Source organism: Lichenibacterium dinghuense, from assembly GCF_021730615.1.
GTDB lineage: Bacteria > Pseudomonadota > Alphaproteobacteria > Rhizobiales > Beijerinckiaceae > Lichenihabitans > Lichenihabitans dinghuensis.
The window spans coordinates 5,642,152-5,658,499 of the sequence record NZ_JAJLMN010000001.1 but is presented as its reverse complement, the minus strand read 5'-3'; the positions used below and the strand labels follow the sequence as shown (position 1 = coordinate 5,658,499).

General features: G+C 69.5%; 15 protein-coding genes and 1 tRNA gene. 5 read left to right on the top strand and 11 right to left on the bottom strand.

The genetic code is table 11. The annotated features are described in order from the left end of the window. Nucleotides 1-3: 3 nt before the first annotated feature. Nucleotides 4-1,497 carry an Asp-tRNA(Asn)/Glu-tRNA(Gln) amidotransferase subunit GatB gene (gene gatB, locus L7N97_RS27205; protein WP_237481691.1) on the top strand — a complete coding sequence of 498 codons (1,494 nt, stop codon included), beginning with the start codon at nucleotides 4-6 and terminating at the stop codon, nucleotides 1,495-1,497. Nucleotides 1,498-1,979: 482 nt separating this feature from the next. Here the strand turns inward: gatB and L7N97_RS27200 are convergent, their stop codons facing one another. Both L7N97_RS27200 and L7N97_RS27195 read right to left on the bottom strand, forming a co-directional pair. Continuing rightward, complete coding sequence (locus tag L7N97_RS27200; protein WP_237481689.1) at nucleotides 1,980-2,546, bottom strand: DUF2147 domain-containing protein; 567 nt, start codon at nucleotides 2,544-2,546, stop codon at nucleotides 1,980-1,982. 34 nt (nucleotides 2,547-2,580) lie between these two features. Then, nucleotides 2,581-2,674: transfer RNA gene (locus L7N97_RS27195), tRNA-Ser, on the bottom strand. A 699-nt stretch (nucleotides 2,675-3,373) separates the two neighbouring features. Here L7N97_RS27195 and L7N97_RS27190 point away from each other — a divergent pair. Further along, nucleotides 3,374-4,873 carry a porin gene (locus L7N97_RS27190; protein ID WP_237481687.1) on the top strand — a complete coding sequence of 500 codons (1,500 nt, stop codon included), beginning with the start codon at nucleotides 3,374-3,376 and terminating at the stop codon, nucleotides 4,871-4,873. Nucleotides 4,874-5,503: 630 nt separating this feature from the next. Further along, on the top strand, nucleotides 5,504-6,271 hold the full coding sequence (locus L7N97_RS27185) for an IS5 family transposase (RefSeq protein WP_237479527.1): 768 nt from the start codon (nucleotides 5,504-5,506) through the stop codon (nucleotides 6,269-6,271). On the opposite strand, the gene L7N97_RS27180 is transcribed toward L7N97_RS27185, so the two are convergent. The 5 genes from L7N97_RS27180 to L7N97_RS27160 all read right to left on the bottom strand — a co-directional run bounded on the left by L7N97_RS27180 (nucleotide 6,268) and on the right by L7N97_RS27160 (nucleotide 9,478). Further along, a complete protein-coding gene (locus L7N97_RS27180) occupies nucleotides 6,268-6,885 on the bottom strand; it encodes a sigma-70 family RNA polymerase sigma factor (RefSeq protein WP_237481685.1) in 618 nt (205 codons plus the stop codon). The two genes, L7N97_RS27185 and L7N97_RS27180, sit on opposite strands and share 4 nt — an antisense overlap. Before the next feature lie 170 nt (nucleotides 6,886-7,055). Continuing rightward, nucleotides 7,056-7,778: an anti-sigma factor gene (locus L7N97_RS27175; protein WP_237481684.1), complete on the bottom strand. Its 723-nt coding sequence runs from the start codon at nucleotides 7,776-7,778 to the stop codon at nucleotides 7,056-7,058. Then, nucleotides 7,775-8,323, bottom strand: coding sequence for a sigma-70 family RNA polymerase sigma factor (locus tag L7N97_RS27170; protein ID WP_237481682.1), 549 nt, complete (start codon nucleotides 8,321-8,323; stop codon nucleotides 7,775-7,777). Before L7N97_RS27170 ends, L7N97_RS27175 begins: the two co-directional genes overlap by 4 nt. Before the next feature lie 148 nt (nucleotides 8,324-8,471). After that, a complete protein-coding gene (locus L7N97_RS27165; protein ID WP_237481681.1) occupies nucleotides 8,472-8,906 on the bottom strand; it encodes a DUF423 domain-containing protein in 435 nt (144 codons plus the stop codon). An 11-nt stretch (nucleotides 8,907-8,917) separates the two neighbouring features. Further along, complete coding sequence (locus L7N97_RS27160; protein WP_237481679.1) at nucleotides 8,918-9,478, bottom strand: fasciclin domain-containing protein; 561 nt, start codon at nucleotides 9,476-9,478, stop codon at nucleotides 8,918-8,920. A 211-nt stretch (nucleotides 9,479-9,689) separates the two neighbouring features. On the opposite strand from L7N97_RS27160, the gene L7N97_RS27155 reads away from it, so the two are divergent. Next, nucleotides 9,690-10,946: a glycosyltransferase family 4 protein gene (locus L7N97_RS27155; protein WP_237481678.1), complete on the top strand. Its 1,257-nt coding sequence runs from the start codon at nucleotides 9,690-9,692 to the stop codon at nucleotides 10,944-10,946. On the opposite strand, the gene L7N97_RS27150 is transcribed toward L7N97_RS27155, so the two are convergent. The 4 genes from L7N97_RS27150 to L7N97_RS27135 all read right to left on the bottom strand — a co-directional run bounded on the left by L7N97_RS27150 (nucleotide 10,936) and on the right by L7N97_RS27135 (nucleotide 15,620). Next, a complete protein-coding gene (locus tag L7N97_RS27150; RefSeq protein WP_237481676.1) occupies nucleotides 10,936-12,222 on the bottom strand; it encodes an O-antigen ligase family protein in 1,287 nt (428 codons plus the stop codon). The two genes, L7N97_RS27155 and L7N97_RS27150, sit on opposite strands and share 11 nt — an antisense overlap. Next, nucleotides 12,212-13,723, bottom strand: a complete 1,512-nt coding sequence (locus L7N97_RS27145) for an undecaprenyl-phosphate glucose phosphotransferase (RefSeq protein WP_237482430.1) — start codon at nucleotides 13,721-13,723, stop codon at nucleotides 12,212-12,214. The genes L7N97_RS27150 and L7N97_RS27145 overlap by 11 nt, the downstream gene beginning before the upstream one ends. An 89-nt stretch (nucleotides 13,724-13,812) precedes the next feature. Continuing rightward, nucleotides 13,813-15,015 (bottom strand): glycosyltransferase family 4 protein, encoded by a 1,203-nt coding sequence (locus L7N97_RS27140; RefSeq protein ID WP_237481675.1) that lies wholly within the window; start codon nucleotides 15,013-15,015, stop codon nucleotides 13,813-13,815. Nucleotides 15,016-15,059: 44 nt separating this feature from the next. Then, complete coding sequence (locus L7N97_RS27135; protein WP_237481673.1) at nucleotides 15,060-15,620, bottom strand: polysaccharide biosynthesis/export family protein; 561 nt, start codon at nucleotides 15,618-15,620, stop codon at nucleotides 15,060-15,062. Between the two features lie 259 nt (nucleotides 15,621-15,879). Between L7N97_RS27135 and L7N97_RS27130 the strand changes: the two genes are divergently transcribed. Then, nucleotides 15,880-16,341, top strand: a complete 462-nt coding sequence (locus L7N97_RS27130; RefSeq protein WP_237481671.1) for a type II toxin-antitoxin system RatA family toxin — start codon at nucleotides 15,880-15,882, stop codon at nucleotides 16,339-16,341. Nucleotides 16,342-16,348: the final 7 nt, after the last annotated feature.

The following is a 16,348-nucleotide window of genomic DNA, read 5'->3' as shown; positions in this document are numbered from 1 at the left end:
AGCATGGCAAAAGCAGCAGAATCCAAGCTCATCGCCGGTGCCACCGGCGACTGGGAGGTGGTGGTCGGCATGGAGATCCATGCCCAGGTGTCGTCGCGCTCGAAGCTGTTCTCCGGCGCCTCGACGGGCTTCGGCGCCGAGCCCAACAGCCAGGTGTCCTTCGTCGACGCCGCCATGCCGGGCATGCTGCCCGTCATCAACGAGGCTTGCGTGGCGCAGGCCGTGCGGACCGGACTCGGCCTCAAGGCCAAGATCAACCACCGCTCGGTCTTCGACCGGAAGAACTACTTCTATCCGGACCTGCCGCAGGGCTACCAGATCTCGCAGTTCAAGCACCCGATCGTGGGCGAAGGCGAGGTGCTGGTCGACGTGACGCCGACCGAGCAGATCCGCGTCGGCATCGAGCGCCTGCATCTGGAGCAGGATGCCGGCAAGTCGACGCACGACCAGTCGCCGGACCAGAGCTTCGTCGACCTCAACCGGTCGGGCGTCGCGCTGATGGAGATCGTGTCGCGGCCGGACATCCGCTCCGCCGATGAGGCCAAGGCCTATGTGACCAAGCTCCGGACCATCCTGCGCTACCTCGGCACCTGCGACGGCGACATGGAGAAGGGCAGCCTGCGCGCCGACGTCAACGTGTCGGTGCGGCGCCCGGGCGCGCCCTTCGGCACGCGCTGCGAGATCAAGAACGTCAACTCCATCCGCTTCATCGGGCAGGCGGTCGACACCGAGGCGCGCCGCCAGATCGCGATCATCGAGGACGGCGGTACGATCGACCAGGAAACGCGGCTCTTCGACCCCGGCCGCGGCGAAACCCGGTCCATGCGCTCCAAGGAGGAGGCGCACGACTACCGCTACTTCCCCGACCCGGACCTGCTGCCGCTGGAATTCGACCAGGCCTACGTGGACGCCCTCGCGGCCGACCTGCCGGAGCTGCCCGACGCCAAGAAGGCGCGCTTCGTGGCGGACTACGGCCTGTCGGCCTACGACGCCTCCGTGCTGGTGGCCGAGCGCGATCTCGCCGCCTATTACGAGCGCGCCGTCGCGGCCGCCGGGACGGGCGGCGCCAAGCGCGACGCCAAGATCGTCGCGAACTGGGTGACGGGCGACATCGCCGCCTACGCCAACTCCGTCGGCCTGTCCGTGCAGGACACGCACCTCACGCCGGAGCAGGTGGCGGGCCTGGTCGACCTCATCGCCGACGGCACCATCTCGGGCAAGATCGCCAAGGACGTGCTCGCGCTCATGACCGGCGAGGAGCGGGACGCCAGTCCGCGCGACATCGTCGAGCGCCGCGGCCTCCGGCAGGTGACCGACACGGGGGCGATCGAGGCGGCCGTGGACGCCATCATGGCCGCCAACCCCGACAAGGTGGCGCAGGTGCAGGCCAAGCCGACCATGCTGGGCTGGTTCGTCGGACAGGCCATGAAGGCCACCGGCGGCAAGGCCAACCCCCAGGCGGTGAACGAGGTGCTGAAGAGCAAGCTCGGGATCTGAAACGGCAGAGAGCCCGATGGCGACACGCCTCGGGCTCTCGTTTCAGGTCGAGCGATCTGGATCGCGCCGCATCGGCGCGAAGACCCCCAGGACCACGGCACGGCTCGATGGAATAGGGCGCGGACCACAAGCGAACCCGCGCCGTGCCGAGATCGGATCACGACAGCTCGGCCAAGTCCATCAACGTTGGGCGAGGCAACCGCGCGAGAAATCCTTCCACGTGCCGGACGCGGTCCCGGCCCGCTTCAGACTGCTCCACTGATGCCCGCATTCCAACATGCGGGCCCGCGCGACCGCGCTCCGCGGGGTGGGATCAGTTTCGGAGGTGTGCTGCGACGGCTGATCGGGCGCCTTGACCGCCGCTGGATGCGACGATGAAGGGGCGGGGGGCGCGGCCGAGGCCTGCCACCCCGAGCCGAGGAGCAGGGCCGCGGCGATCACGGCTCGGCACCCGGAAACGGCGCGGGTCTTTCGGCTCGTCATCATTCGGCGGTGGTCGGGGCTCCAGCCGCAGGCGCCTTGTGGGACGCCGGGGTCGCCGCGGGATGGGTGGCATCGGGATGAGCCGCGGAGGGCTTCGCCACGCCGGAGTCGGCCGTGTTGGTCGTCTTGGCTTCCTCGCGCGTCCACTTCTGGCCGCCGCAGAGGATGTAGGCCACGCAGCCCTTCAGCTCGACCTGACTGTGGCTGAGGATCTTCAGCGTCGCGTCGTAGGTCTTGCCGTTCTGAGGATTGTAGACCGTGCCCTTCCAGTAGTCGTCTTCGGGCTTCATGCTGATGAGCTGCAGGCCGAGGAGGGTCCGCTTGCGCTTGGCCTCGTCCTCGTTCTCCTTGTCGAGCCGCATGGAGCCCTTGGCGTCCGTGGGCTCCTTCATCCAGAAGATGTTGCCGCAGAGCTTGTCGCCGCAATGCGTGATGTGGATCTGCGACTCGTTCTTCTCGGTCGCCCAGTAGCCCGCCGGATCTTCGGCCGCCGCGGCCTGGCCCAACCCGAGGGCACCCAGACCGAGAGCCCCGACGACCCCGAGATAATTCACCCTGACCATCATCACCCTGTCACTCTTCAGCGAAGAACGGCGACGATGGCGGAGACGGAGGGATTCGAACCCTCGATAGGGCTTTACAACCCTATAACGGTTTAGCAAACCGCCGCCTTCAGCCTCTCGGCCACATCTCCGTCGTGCCCGAAACCGGGCAACTCGCATCCGCTCGCTGGAGCGAGGCAAGCTATGCCCCACGCCGTTCGATAATGCAAGAATGCTCTGCGATTTGGGCGAAAGCTGGAGCAGGGCGTGGAGGCGGTGAGGAACACCTCCGTCCCGGCGTGAACCGCGGCCGGAGAGAAGGTTACGGCCCCGGCGCGGTGCCGTTCAGCAATCCGCGCCGAAGTCGCGCCGCACGGCCGTCCGGCGCAGGTCCGGCTCACCCGAGCGCGGCGTCGAGCGCGTGTGGGGAGGCGCACGCCGGCCTGTGGCGCCGTGCAGGCCCGACTTGGGCTTTTGTTGAGCAAGGCCGAGACCTCCCGGCGGCCGGGCTCCTCTCTTCTGGGCCGGAAACAATCGTTGCGGGAATGTCACATCGCGGTCCCAAAGGCGGCGGGAAGGGGTCCGGGATCATTCTAACAATTGTCGAATCTGCGCCACCGCGTATGTTGGCTGGGCGGAGGGGAAACGCCCCACGCATTCGAAGGCTCGATGCTCAACGCCGGTCGCTCCAGAATGGGTAGCGGTACAAATGGCGGTTTCATCGAGCCCGAAGTCGGGGAGCAAGGGGCGCTAAAGGTTCGACGCGACTTTGGAGACGGTCAAATCTCGAAAGTGCTGCGGCTCAAGAAGCAACACCATTCCCGTTGGGTCAACATTTTGGAGGTTTGACGATGAAGCTCGGTAAGAGCCTTCTTCTCGGTTCGGCGGCCGCGATCGCTGCCACCGTCAGCGCCCAGGCTGCCGATCTTCCCGTCCGGAAGGCTGCGCCTGTCGACTACGTCCGCGTCTGCGACTGGACCGGCGTCGGCTTCTTCTACATCCCCGGTACCGACACCTGCATCCAGGTCGGCGGCCTGGTCCGCGTCGAGGCGGCGTTCATCAACCAGTCTCGCCAGTTCTTCCCGTCGGCCGCTCCGCTCCAGGCCACCGGCGCCGCGCTCAACTTCGGCAACCGCGCCGTTGCCGGCCCGGGCACCGTCATCCCGGGTCGCAACGAGGACGCTTCTGGCTTCTTCGCCCGTGGCCGCATCGCGGTCGACACCCGCACGCAGACCGCCTACGGCACGCTGCGCGCCTACGTCCGCTACCAGATCGACCGCCTCCAGGGCGTGTACTCGGGCGGTGGCTCGGCCGGTGGCGCCAACACCTTTGCCAACCAGGGCAACAACAACGCCTATCTCGACAAGGGCTTCATCACCTTTGCCGGCATCTCGGCGGGTCGCCTCCAGTCGTTCTTCGACTTCTACGCCGACAACTACAACTACGAAGGCATCGCCAACTCCGATCTGAGCCAGAACCTCCTCGCCTACACCTACAACGGCGCGGGCGGCTTCTCGGCCACCTTCTCGCTCGAAGACCACAACGGCCGTAACCTGAACTCCCTCGGCGGCGTGGGTATCGGCAGCGCCGATAACTCGGTCGTGAACCCCACGGTGTTTGCCGGCGCACAGTACGGCGGCGAGACGATCCCCGACCTCGTCGGCAACCTGCGCATCGATCAGGCGTGGGGCGCTGCTCAGCTGTCGGCTGCCTACCATCAGGTCAACACGATCTCGGCCGCGACCTTCGGCGTGAACTCCGGCCTCACCCACAAGGATGCCGACGGCTTCGCGGTTCAGGGCGGCATCCAGCTGAAGCTGCCGATGCTCGCGGCGGGCGACGACCTGTGGATCGAAGGTGCCTACGAGCAGGGCGCTTACTCCTACATCGACTCCGTCGGCTACGCGAACGCCGGCTTCAGCTCGCGCAACCTGGGCGGCTTCCAGCACATCGATCACGACGCCATCGCGATCGCCATCCCCGGAAACGCCATCGGCAACTACAACCTGCAGCTCGGCGAGGGCTTCTCGGTGATGGCTGCCATCAACCACTACTTCACGGCGACCTTCCACGACGTGCTGTTCGGCTCCTACATCCAGACGAACTACGGCCGCGCCCGCAACATCGACTGGACGCAGGGTGGTATCGGCAACTCCAGCGAGTACCGCATCGGCAACCAGTTCCTGTACGATCCCGTGAAGAACCTCGAGATCGGTCTGGAGTTCGACTACGCCCACCTCGACCAGACCCTCGCCCACAACCCCGGTCAGGCCGCTTCGGCCCTGCCGATCGGTGTGAGCAAGAACCCCGACTCCTTCGAGGCTCGCCTCCGCATCGAGCGCGACTTCTGAGACCATCGGGTCTGTCAGACAAAGGAGCCCGGCGAGCGATCGCCGGGCTTTCCCCGTTTGTCGCGACCTCTCGTCCGGCAACGGCCGCACGCCCTGTCCGACCCTTCTCGGTTTCGAGACGGCGGCCAGGTCGATGGGGATCATCGAGATCGTCTCGACGTGGCGTCCTGTTGCGCGGCCCCGATCATGAGCCGAGCGAGATACGATGGATGAGGTTGGTCGAGCGCCGGGGGCCTGCCGATCTCTCGGAACGCGTGCCACGGCATCGCGGGATGCCTCGCCGCGGGCTCGCGCGGCGCATGTCGGCCATCCTCGGGCGACGATGTCGGGCTGAGTTGGACGATTCGGGTCGCGACGTCAGGCCGACGGACGGCTGCCGTCAGACGAGATGACGCATCGTCACCGCAGTCGCTGCCGAGACCTGCCAACCGTCAGGGCTCGCGAGGGCAGTGACGGTCACCGACGTGCTGATCGTCGCTCGACCGATGCGCCGAACGTTATCGGGCCGGACGAGAGCCTAGGCCGTGTGGACGAATTTAGAGCAGCAACGCTTTTGGGGATTCCCTTGCTGGCTCAGGTCTGATTCTCATGCCCCGAGGCATTCGGGGGGTGAGATCGATGTCGACGCGAATGACGGAGCAAGACTGGACGCATACACTCGCGGTGTTCCGCGCCTGCCTTCCCCGGCGGGGACGGAAGGCAACAGATGATCGGCTTTTTCTTGAAGCGCTTCATTTTTTCAGCGTCGAAAATGTTCGCTGGCGCGCTTTGCCCGAGCGCTTCGGTTTGTGGAACAGCGTGTGGAAGCGGTTTGATCGGTTAAGCCAGGCCGGCGTGTTCGAAGCCTTCTTCGACACGCTCGCGTCGATGAGCGACACCGCTCATCTCGTTCAGATGTTCGACTCGACTATCGTGCGCGCCCATGTGTCGGCAGCCGGCGCAAAGGGGCAGCACGGACAAGCCCTCGGTCGCTCTCGCGGCGGCTTCACCACGAAGATCCATGCCAAGTCCGACGCTTCCGGCGACATCATCGCCTTTGATCTGACCGGCGGTGAAGCTTCCGACGGGCGACACTTCGAAACCCTGCTCGACATCGGCCCCGATCTTCAGCCCCGTGCCGTGATCTGCGACAAGGGCTATGCCAGCAAAGCCAACCGAGACGCCGCGAGGACGCGCGGTATCGCCCCTGTGATCCCCCACAAAGCGAACGAGAAGAACAAGCCGGCCTTCTTCGCTCGCACCCTTTACAAGGCCCGGGCCCGCATCGAGCAGGGCATCGGTCGGCTGAAGCGCTTCAAGCGCGTCGCCCTCCGATGCGAGAAGACCGCAAGAAACTTCCGATCCATCGTCGCTTTCGCCGCAGGACTGTGCTTGGTCAAATTCGTCCACACCGCCTAGTTCCGTTCCCACATCATGATGCTGCCGAGGTCGCCCATGGCGTGCCATTCGGGCCGGCCGACGTCACCCGTGGACTCGATCGCCATGAGATTGGCGATCGCGGTGCGGGCGCGGTTCACACGGCTCTTCAGCGTGCCGAGCGCGCAGCCGCAGATCTGGGCGGCCTCCTCGTAGGCGAAGCCCGAGCCCCCTACCAGGATCAGCGCCTCGCGCTGCTCGGGCGGCAGCTTGGCCAGGGCGCTGCGCAGGTCCTGCAGGTCCATGTGGCCGTTCTGCTCCGGAACCGACACGAGGCGGGCCGCCATCGTGCCCTCGGCGTCCTCGACCTCGCGGCGCCGCTTCCGGTACTCGGAATAAAAGACGTTGCGCAGGATCGTGAACAGCCAGGCCGACATGCTCGTGCCATGCGTGAAGGAGTTCTGGTTGATCCAGGCCTTCATCAGCGTCTCCTGCACGAGATCGTCGGCACGGTCGCCGTTGCCGCACAGCGAGAACGCGAAGGCGCGCAGGCTCGGGATCGTGCCGAGCATCTCGTCCTTGAGCCGCTTGGCCGCCGCTTCAGCGGACAAGGCCACGGCTGCGCCGGGCTGGTCCCCTCCGGTAGGCGTGCTCATGACGATCTTCCTCGATGACGCTGGAACGAAGGCACCGCCCGGGACGTCGTCGTCACCGGGAACCGGCTCCGGCCGCCGCCGGATATTGGCCGGTCGCGGTGTCGAAGCCCGAGGCAGAAGGTGTCTGCGTCGGGCCGGATATTGGATGGTTCGGAGGCGAAATCAACCCGTCAGGACCCGAAGGGCGTGAGCCGGCCGCTCAGCACCGGCGAGGTGGTGGGTTGCCCCGTCGGGGAGCCGCCGGGAGCCTCCACGGTGACCGCGTAGGTGGCGCCGGTGATCACCGCGGCGTCGAACGCCTTCAGCGAATCCCGCGCCTCTCCGTGGGCCGGCAGGACACCCAGCGAGCGCGGAGCGCCGAGCGACGGATCGATGATCCAAAGCTCGTAGGACCGGCCGGCCGGGGCCGCGGCCGCGAGGGGGCGGACGGTAAGGCGCCGGGCCGCGACATCGACGTCGACCAGCATTGCGGGCGCGCCCGCGTCCCGCTGCAGGACGGCGGCGAACCGTGCGGGGGCGTAGCCGGGTGCGGCCTCGCGTAGGGCGATCCAGCCGAGCATCGCGGCCGCCAGCAGCGCGAATCCGGCCGCCGCCCCCTGCCAGCGCCGGACGCGCCGGCGCAGCACGACGATCGCCGGATCCGGCGCGGGGACGGATGCCCCGTCCGGCGACCCGAACAGCCGCGACGCTATCGCCGCATAGGCCCCGGCGGGCGGCTCGACCTCGGGGACAGCGCCGACGAGGGGGGACAACCGATCCTCCCAGGCCCGCACCGCGAGCGCCAGCCCGTCGTCGGCGCCGAGCCGCGCCGCGACCGCTTCGCGCTCCGCCCCGTCCAACGTCCCGAGGACGTATTCGGCGGCGAGCATGTCCGGGTCTTCGGGGTCACTCATCGGCTCAAACAGAGTCTCAGTTGGAGCAGGCTGCGGTGGAGCCAGGTCTTGATCGTGGGGACGGGGCGGCCGAAGCGCTGCGACAGCGCTTCCCGGCTGCAGCCGCGGTAGTAGGCGAGGAGCACGGCTTCGCGCTTCTCGCCGTCGAGGCGGTCGAGGCAGGCGATCAGCGCCCGCAGGCCGTCGGTCTTCTCCAGGCCGTCGAGGGCGCTGCCGCCCTCCGAGGCCACGTCGAACCCGTCGGGCAGCGCGGCGACCGGGGCCGCCCTCGCGCGCCGGAGGTCGTCGAGCGCCCGGTTGCGCGCGATGGCGGCCATCCAGGCGATCGGCGATCCCTTGGCGGGATCGAAATCGCCGGCCCGCTCCCAGATCCGGGCGTAGACGTCCTGCAGGGCTTCGTCGGCGAGGCTGCGCCGCACCAGGATGCCGACCACCACGCCGTAGAGCTTGGCGCTGGTGGCCCGGTACAGATCCTCGAACGCTTCCCGATCGCGCGTCGCGACCCGGCTCATGAGGTCGACCAGGTCAGGCCTGTTGTTCAGCATCTGACCCCCACCCCGGCGGAGGGCACCGAGAATCGGTCGGCCCGCCTCCGGGATGATGTCCCGCCGCGCCGGGCGTTCCAACCCCGACGGCTCCGGCTCGGGATCGAGCGACGCCCCGCTCACCGCTCCGCGACCCGGAAGGCCCGCCTCACCGGCGTCCGCCCGCCGCGGCGGCGCCCGCGACGGCCAGGCACAGCCAGCCCGCGATGAGGCAGAGGCCGCCCGTCGGCGCCGCGAGGGGCAGGGGACGCCAGTCGAGGAGGGCCGCGACGGCCAGCTCGCCGCCGAACAGCGCCGCGCCGACCGTGAGCAGGCCGAGCGCCGCGATCAGCAGAACCGAAGAACGCAGCAGCGCCAGACCCGCGGCGGCCCCGCCCAGGACGGCCGCGGCGTGGACCATCAGGAACTCCGACGAGGTGCGGGCGAGGTCGCCCCCGCCCACATGCGCGCCCGCCGCGCCCACCGCCACCCCCCCGGCGCCGAGCAGGCCCGCCAGACCGACGAAGGCGAGGGGCCATCGCGGGGAGACGCGCTCGGCCGGCCCGTCCAGGGTCGCGTCGGCGGCGGTGGGGCGGTCGAGCATGGCGGGTCCGATCAGCCGGCGGGCAGCAGGACCTTGTTGATAACATAGACCACGCCGTTCGACTGCTTCACGTCGGAGATCTCGACCTTGGCGGTGCCGCCGGCGCCGTCCGTCACGCTGAAGCCCTTGCCGCTCTTCATCACCGTGAGCGCGTCGCCGTTCGCGGTCTTCAGCACCGCCTTGCCTCCGCCGTCCTTGATCTGGTTGTCGAGGTCGGCCGGGCTGAGGTCGCCGGGCACCACGTGGCCGAGCAGGATGCCTTTCAGCTTCTCCACGTTCTCGGGCTTGAGCAGCGTCTCGACCGTGCCCTTCGGCAGAGCCTTGAAGGCCGCGTTGGTGGGCGCGAACACGGTGAACGGGCCGGGGCCGGCCAGCGTGTCGACGAGGCCCGCGGCTTTGACGGCGGCCACCAGCGTCGTCAGGTTCTTGGCGTGGCTGGCGTTCACCGCGATGGGCTTGTCGGGATACATCGGCGCGCCGCCGACCATCGGGTTCTTCGCGAGGGCGGGGGCGGCCGACAGCGACAGGGCGAGGGCGACGCCGACGAGGCGCTTGCTGGACAGGATGGACATCAGGTTCTCCAATTGACCGATTGGACCCCTGCATCGGGGACCGCGCAGTTACGGGGCACTGCGCCGAGAGTTTCAGCGGCGCTCGTGAAATCGCGCGAGCCGGCCGTGCCCGACGCGGTTCACCATGCGCCGAAACGGCGCTCGCCGTCCGGACGACCCGGAGCGATGGTGGACCGCAGCGATGTCGGCCCCTCCGCGAGTTGCCTGCGCCATGCTGCGAGCCCCCGATCCCCTGACCGTCGTCATCGTGCTCGACCACGCGTCGGTGACGGGCGGGCAGGCGCGCGTGGCCTTCGACAGCGCGATCGGCCTCAAGCGCGCCGGCCACGAGTCGATCGTCTTCGCCGCCGTGGGCCCGGTGGCGCCCGAGCTCGTCGCAGCCGGCGTGCGGACCGTCTGCCTCGGGCAGGCCGACCTCCTCGGCCATCGCTCGATCGCGGCAGCCGCGGTCCAGGGCGTGTGGAACGGCGCCGCCGCCGATGCCTTGCGCGAGCTGCTCGCCACCCTGCCGGCGGGCAGAAGCGTGATCCACGTGCACGGCTGGGCCAAGGCGCTGTCGCCCGCCATCGCGCGCCCGATCGCGGAGTCCGGCCTGCCGGCGGTCTATACGCTGCACGAATATTCGCTGATGTGCCCGAACGGCGGCTTCTTCAACTACCGCACGGAGACGCCCTGCAGCCTGAAGCCCCTGGGTGCGGCCTGTCTGGCGACGCACTGCGATTCGCGGGGCTACAGCCGCAAGCTGTGGCGGGCGGCCCGCCACGCCGTGATGGAGCGCGTGGCCAGGCTGCCCGCGGCCTTCCCCGACATCGTGGCCATCTCGCGCTTCCAGGTCGCGGCGGTGTCGCGGCACCTGCCGGCCGGCGCGCGGGTGCACCTCGTGTCGAACCCGATCGGCGTCGAGCCAATGGGCCCGAAGCCGGCGGGCGCGCGGGGCCCGCTCACGTTCGTCGGGCGCATCTCGCCCGAGAAGGGGCCGCTGCTGTTCGCCGAGGCGGCGCGCCGCGCCGGCGTGGACGCTCTGTTCGTCGGCGACGGCCCGCTGCTTCCCGAGCTGAAGCGGCGCTACCCCGAGGTCCGCACCGTCGGCTGGCAGGGGCCGGAGGCAGTGCAGCGCTACCTGCGCGAGGCCGGCGCGCTGGTGTTCCCGTCGATCTGGTACGAGGGCCAGCCCCTCACGGTGCTCGAAGCCAAGGCGCTCGGCACGCCCGTGATCGTTTCGGACGGCTGCGCGGGCCGAGACTGCATCGCGGACGGGGTCGACGGGCTGTGGTTCCGCCGCAACGACGCGGACAACCTCGCGCAGGCCATCCGGCGGTTCGGGGAGGCCGACGTCGACGCCCTGTCGCGCGCCGCCTACGACAGCTACTGGGCGGCGCCCGCCACGCTGGAGCGGCACGTGGCCGCCATCGTGGCGCTTTACCGCGGCCTGCTGCCGGCCGCGGCCGAACTCCGCCTCACGGCCTGAGCGGGGGCGCCCGCCGGCTGACCGGTCCCGCGTCGCCGCCCCGCTCCAGCCAGCGCACCCTCGCGGTCTCGATGCCCCACACGGCGCCGAGCATGAGGAATACGTGGCGCCAGTGGTCGATGTCAATCTGGAAGCCCTGCAGCAGGAACACCAGCAGCGACGGCCAATAGACCTGCGCGGCGCGCCGGTAGGGCGACGGCACCCAGGCGACGCGGAAGCCGACGTAGACGGTGAGCCCGACCAGGGCCAGGAACGCGAAGCCCCCCAGCCAGCCGTAGGACGCGAAGGCGTTGATGTAGGAGTTGTGCGGCTCCAGCCCGAAGATCAGGCGGAAGCGGAGCGGCCCGAACCCGTTCGGCAGGCCGAGCAGCATCGGGATCGAGCGGATTTGGTTGCCGAAGCGCCCGGTCACGCCCTCGTCGTAGTCCTGCTCCAGCGCGGCGCGCTGCAGGAAGAAGTCGCGGGTGTTGGGCAGCGCGAGCAGGAGCAGGATCACGAGCGCGGCTACCGCGGCCGCTGCGAAGGTCACGAGCAGGATGCGCCGGCGCAGCCTCGCTTCGGCGCTGGTCAGGAACGTCAGGCCGATGCTGAGCACCGTCGCGACCACGAAGGCGCCCCACGAGCCGCGCGAGAAGGACAGGAGGATGCCGGCCACGACCACGAGCAGCGCGAGGCCGGTCGCCACCACGTGTCGGGTGCGGCCGAGGACGATCGCCTGGACGTAGTAGACCGCGCCCATCACGAGGTAGGACCCCAGCACGTTCGGGTCCTTGAAGGTGCCGGAGGCGCGGCCATAGCGCGACAGCAGGTCGCCGAGGCCCGCGACGTTGAAGTATCCCACGATGCCCGCGAGCGCGGCGAAGACCGTGCTGGCGGCGTAGAACCGCAGGACGATCTCGGCCCGCCGCTCGGTGTCCTCGGCGAAGAACAGCGCGAAGACCAGCGTCGTCAGGGCGAGGTACAGCGACTGGAGCATGAACAGCGTCGGGTCGTGTTCCACCACGTAGGGGATCAGCCCGATGAAGCCGCCGAGATTGTAGAGGAAGATGAGCGCGAACAGGGGCAGGAAGGTGCGGTGCACCCGGAAGCCGCCGACGAACCAGATCGGGATCGCCACGAGGGAGGCGAAGTCGTAGGGCGAGGGCTCGACGATGGCGACCGAGCCGCAGAACACGAAGAGCGCGAAGCTCCAGTTGACGAGCCGCCCGTAGTCGAGCCGCCACCCGGCCGCGGGCCGCGGCCGGGCGAGGGGCGGGCGGAGCGCCTCAGTACGCATTCTCGGTCTTCAGCAGCGCGAAGGGCGTGATGAGCAGGATGTACATGTCGAAGAACAGCGACCAGTTCTCGATGTAGGCAAGGTCGTGCTCGACGCGCCGCTGGATCTTGATGGGGGTGTCGGTCTCGCCGCGCCAGCCGTTGATCTGAGCCCATCCGGTGATGCCCGGCTTCACGCGGTGGCGGGCGAAGTAGCCGTCGACGACGTCGTCGTACTGCCGGTCGGCCGCCTTGGCGTGCACCGCGTGGGGACGGGGCCCGACGAGCGACAGGTTGCCCTTGAACACCACGTTGAACAGCTGCGGCAGCTCGTCCATCGAGGTCTTGCGGATGAAGCGGCCGACGCGCGTCACGCGCGGGTCGTCGCGGGTCACCTGCTTCGAGGCCGTGAAGTCCAGCTTGTCGGTGTACATCGAGCGAAACTTGAACACCTCGACCGGCTCGTTGTTGAAGCCGTAGCGCTTCTGCTTGAAGAACACGGGGCCCTTCGAGTCGAGCTTGACCGCGACCGCCACGGCGAGCAGCAGCGGCGAGAGTGCGATCAGGGCCAGGGAGCCCACGACGCGGTCGAAGATCGTCTTCATCACGACGTCCCAGTCCGCGATGGGCTTGTCGAAGACGTCGAGCACCGGCACGGAGCCGATGTAGGAATAGGAGCGCGGGCGGAACTTCAGCTTGTTGGTGTGGGCCGCGAGGCGGATGTCGATCGGCAGGACCCACAGCTTGCGCAGCATGGTCAGCAGCCGGCCCTCGGCGGTGATGGGCAGCGTGAAGATGATGAGGTCGATGCGGGTGTGGCGGGCCAGCGCCACGAGGTCGTCCACGCGGCCGAGCTTGGGGTAGCCGGCGACGACGTCGGGCGAGCGCGCGTCGGTGCGGTCGTCGAAGACGCCGATGATGCGCAGGTCCGTGTCCTTCTGCTTGGACAGCTCCTCCAGAAGGGCCGCGCCCGCCGGGCCTCCGCCCACCACGACGGTTCGCCGGTCGAGCCGCCCGGTGCGCGTCATATGCGCGGTGACGAGGGACAGGATCCCGCGCTCGACCAGCAGGGCCCCCAGCGCCAGCACGTACCAGCCCACCATCCACACGCGGGAGAAGGTGGCGTCGAGCTTGAGAAAGAAGATCACGGCCAGCGTCGACAGCACCACCAAGCTCCAGCCGCCGGCCAGCCGGAACCCCTGGGTGATGGGCGCGCGATAGGCCGCGACGTTGTTGATGCGCAGGGCCTGGAAGGCGAAGATCGTGACGGCCGACATCAGCGGGATGGCGACCTCGTAGACGGCGCTGAAGCCGACCTGGGGCACCACGTAGGCGAGGTGGACCAGCACGCCCGTCGCGCAGAGCAGGCTGAACTCGATCGCCCGCACCAGCCCCGCCATCACGAGCGGGGAATAATGCGGGCGGGCGTCGAGGTGGCCCATGGTCTCGGCGAGGGACAGCAGCGCGCGGGCGGGGTCGGCGCCCTCGCGCGCGATGGCCTCGGGTGCCGCGTCCGGGCCCATCTGCCGCAGGTCGTCCGGCGTGAAGGCGGCCGCGCTAGTCTTGGACAGTTTCACGGGGTCGTGCCTGCTGTTCGGGGGATCAGGAGGGTTCAGGGGGAGAGGGCGACCTCGCGCGGGCGGGACGCCGCGGGGCGGTCGCGCGACGCGAGGGCTTCGCGGTAGGCCGCCGTGACGGCGTCCACCATGGTCTCGATCGAGAACCCGTCGAGCACGGCGGCCGCGAGGTCGGCGGCGTCCCGCGCGCGGCGCTCGGGCGAGGCCGCGAGCGCCGCCGCCATGGCGCCGCCGAGGCGCGCCACGTCGTCGGCGGGGATCAGCCGGTCGCGGTAGCGACCGAAGATCTCGGGGATGCCGCCCACGTCCGTCGAGATCAGGGGCACGCGGGCCGCGGCGGCTTCGAGGACGATGTAGGGCAGCGATTCGGCGCGAGACGGCACCACCAGCGTGCGCCCGAGGGCGAAGGCCCGCCGCGCCGGCATGGGGCCGGGAAAGCGCACCCGCTCGCCGAGTCCGAGGTCGGCCGCGAGCCGTTCCAGGACCTCGCGGTCGGGCCCCGAGCCGACCAGCACGGCAGTGAGCGGCCTGCCGAGCGCGCGGCCGGTGGCGTCGAGCGCCCGCAACAGCACGTCGATGCCCTTGGCGGCGCGGAGCTCGCCCACGTAGGCGAAGTCGGCGGCATCCGCCTCCGGCACCACGGGCTCGAACTCGTGGTCATCGATGCCGTTGTGGACGACGCGGGCCAGCCCGCGGGGCGTGCCGACCAACTCGCGGTATCGCGAGCCGATGAAGGCGCTCTCGAACAGCAGGACGTCGGTGCGGCGCCCGAGCAGCCGCTCGACGCCCATGTAGGTGCGGTGGACGCGCGTCCCCGGACGATGGTTGAGGCTGCCGCCGTGCGGCGTGTAGGCCCGTACGCTCCGCGACGCGCCGGGCAGGAAGCCGGGCAGGCGGGCGAAGAGGCCGCCCTTCGAGCCGTGCCCGTGGACGACATCCGGCGCCGCCGCGGCGAGGCGCCTCGTCACGTGGGCGAGCACCAGTGCGTCCGTCGGATGGGGCTCGCGGTGCATGGGCACGCGCGACAGGCCGAGGGCGAGGCTCGGCTCCAGGGCCGCCAGGGTGCGGTCCGCGCTCTCGCCGCCGGTGGTGGAATCGACGATCAGGCCCACAGCATGCCCGCGCCGGGCCTGCTCCCGCGCGAGGTCGAGGACGTGGCGATAGAGGCCGCCCAGCGGGGCCCGGAGGACGTGCATCACCCCGAGGGGACGATGATCCTGCCCGTTGCCGTGCGCCATGGTCGAGCCCCGCTCCTGCGATGCCCCACCATGGGTTCCCAATCTTAAAAGAAGCGTTCCTCGACGTTGATGGTGTCGCCGGGCCGAACCGGATAGGCCAGGGGGACGCGCGCGGTGACCTGGACGCCGTTGACCATGCGGGTGATGGCGGCCGAGCCGCGGTCCGCGCGCGGGCCGAAGCCGCCCGCGACCGCGATGGCCTTCTGGACCGTCATGCCGTTGATGAAGGGATACTGGCCCGCGGTGGTGATCTCGCCCAGCACGAAGAACGGGCGGTAAGCTTCGACCTCGATCGCCACGTGGGGGTCGCGCAGGAAGCCGGAGCGCAGCTTCGTTTCGATGACGCGCTGCGCGTCCGCGGTGGTGAGCCCGCCGACCGGGACGTCGCCGATCAGCGGCATCGAGATCATGCCGGACCCGTTGATGGCGTAGGAGTTCGAGAGCGCATCCTGGCCGAAGACGATCACGCGGATGCGGTCGCCGCTCGCCAGCGTGTAGGGGGCGGTGAGCTGCGCCTTGAACACGTCGGTGCGGTAGATCGGATTGGCGCAGCCGCCGAGCGCGGCGACGCCGGCGAGGCAGAGGGCGAGGGCGATACGGCGCATGGGATGGCCCGGGCAGGAGGCCCCGACGGTTCGTCGCGGCGGGGGAAGACTGGGGCCCAGCAATAGAGAGTTAGGGTTAACGAAACGCCAAACGACGGGAGCGGCGGGCCGGCGGCGCGCTCCGACGGCGGGCGGCTTGCCGCGGCAACCCGGAGGGCGCTACTGCGGTCGCGGCCCGTCACCATATCGGCGTGAGCCGGGGTCGGGCGCGGATCTCGCGTCGCACGCCCCTTCGAAGCTGGAGCCGCGCGTCACCGCCATGCCATCGTTCCGCACGACCCGAAGGGTGGCCCACCCGGCCGCCAGGATGTTCGACCTCGTGGCGGACGTGGAGAAATATCCGGGCTTCCTGCCGCTCTGCCAGGGGCTGACCGTCAAGCGGCGCTCGACCCTGCCGGACGGGCGCGAGGTGCTGGTGGCGGACATGCGGGTCGGCTTCAAGGCCATCCGCGAGAGCTTCACGAGCCGGGTGACGCTGGACCGCGCCGCGAACGTCATCACGGCCGAGTATATCGACGGGCCGTTCCGCAGCCTGGAGAACCGCTGGACCTTCCGCGACCGCCCGCCGGGCGACGGCTCGGCCGGATGCACGGTGGAGTTCTTCATCACCTACGAATTCAAGAGCCGCATGCTGGGCCTGCTGATGGGCTCGATGTTCGAGGGCGCCTTCAGCCGCTTCGCCGAGGCCTTCGAGGAGCGCGCCGACAAAGTCTACGGCTGAGGCGTGC

What these genes read in the sequence shown, in the direction of transcription:
- gatB (WP_237481691.1), top strand. Translation starts at nt 4, where the DNA reads ATGGCAAAAGCAGCAGAATCCAAGCTCATCGCCGGTGCCACCGGCGAC.
- L7N97_RS27135 (WP_237481673.1), bottom strand. Translation starts at nt 15,620, where the DNA reads ATGCGCCGTATCGCCCTCGCCCTCTGCCTCGCCGGCGTCGCCGCGCTC.
- L7N97_RS27185 (WP_237479527.1), top strand. Translation starts at nt 5,504, where the DNA reads ATGACGGAGCAAGACTGGACGCATACACTCGCGGTGTTCCGCGCCTGC.
- L7N97_RS27170 (WP_237481682.1), bottom strand. Translation starts at nt 8,323, where the DNA reads ATGCTGAACAACAGGCCTGACCTGGTCGACCTCATGAGCCGGGTCGCG.
- L7N97_RS27140 (WP_237481675.1), bottom strand. Translation starts at nt 15,015, where the DNA reads ATGGCGCACGGCAACGGGCAGGATCATCGTCCCCTCGGGGTGATGCAC.
- L7N97_RS27145 (WP_237482430.1), bottom strand. Translation starts at nt 13,723, where the DNA reads ATGGGCCCGGACGCGGCACCCGAGGCCATCGCGCGCGAGGGCGCCGAC.
- L7N97_RS27160 (WP_237481679.1), bottom strand. Translation starts at nt 9,478, where the DNA reads ATGTCCATCCTGTCCAGCAAGCGCCTCGTCGGCGTCGCCCTCGCCCTG.
- L7N97_RS27155 (WP_237481678.1), top strand. Translation starts at nt 9,690, where the DNA reads ATGCTGCGAGCCCCCGATCCCCTGACCGTCGTCATCGTGCTCGACCAC.
- L7N97_RS27175 (WP_237481684.1), bottom strand. Translation starts at nt 7,778, where the DNA reads ATGAGTGACCCCGAAGACCCGGACATGCTCGCCGCCGAATACGTCCTC.
- L7N97_RS27200 (WP_237481689.1), bottom strand. Translation starts at nt 2,546, where the DNA reads ATGATGGTCAGGGTGAATTATCTCGGGGTCGTCGGGGCTCTCGGTCTG.
- L7N97_RS27150 (WP_237481676.1), bottom strand. Translation starts at nt 12,222, where the DNA reads ATGCGTACTGAGGCGCTCCGCCCGCCCCTCGCCCGGCCGCGGCCCGCG.
- L7N97_RS27180 (WP_237481685.1), bottom strand. Translation starts at nt 6,885, where the DNA reads ATGAGCACGCCTACCGGAGGGGACCAGCCCGGCGCAGCCGTGGCCTTG.
- L7N97_RS27130 (WP_237481671.1), top strand. Translation starts at nt 15,880, where the DNA reads ATGCCATCGTTCCGCACGACCCGAAGGGTGGCCCACCCGGCCGCCAGG.
- L7N97_RS27165 (WP_237481681.1), bottom strand. Translation starts at nt 8,906, where the DNA reads ATGCTCGACCGCCCCACCGCCGCCGACGCGACCCTGGACGGGCCGGCC.
- L7N97_RS27190 (WP_237481687.1), top strand. Translation starts at nt 3,374, where the DNA reads ATGAAGCTCGGTAAGAGCCTTCTTCTCGGTTCGGCGGCCGCGATCGCT.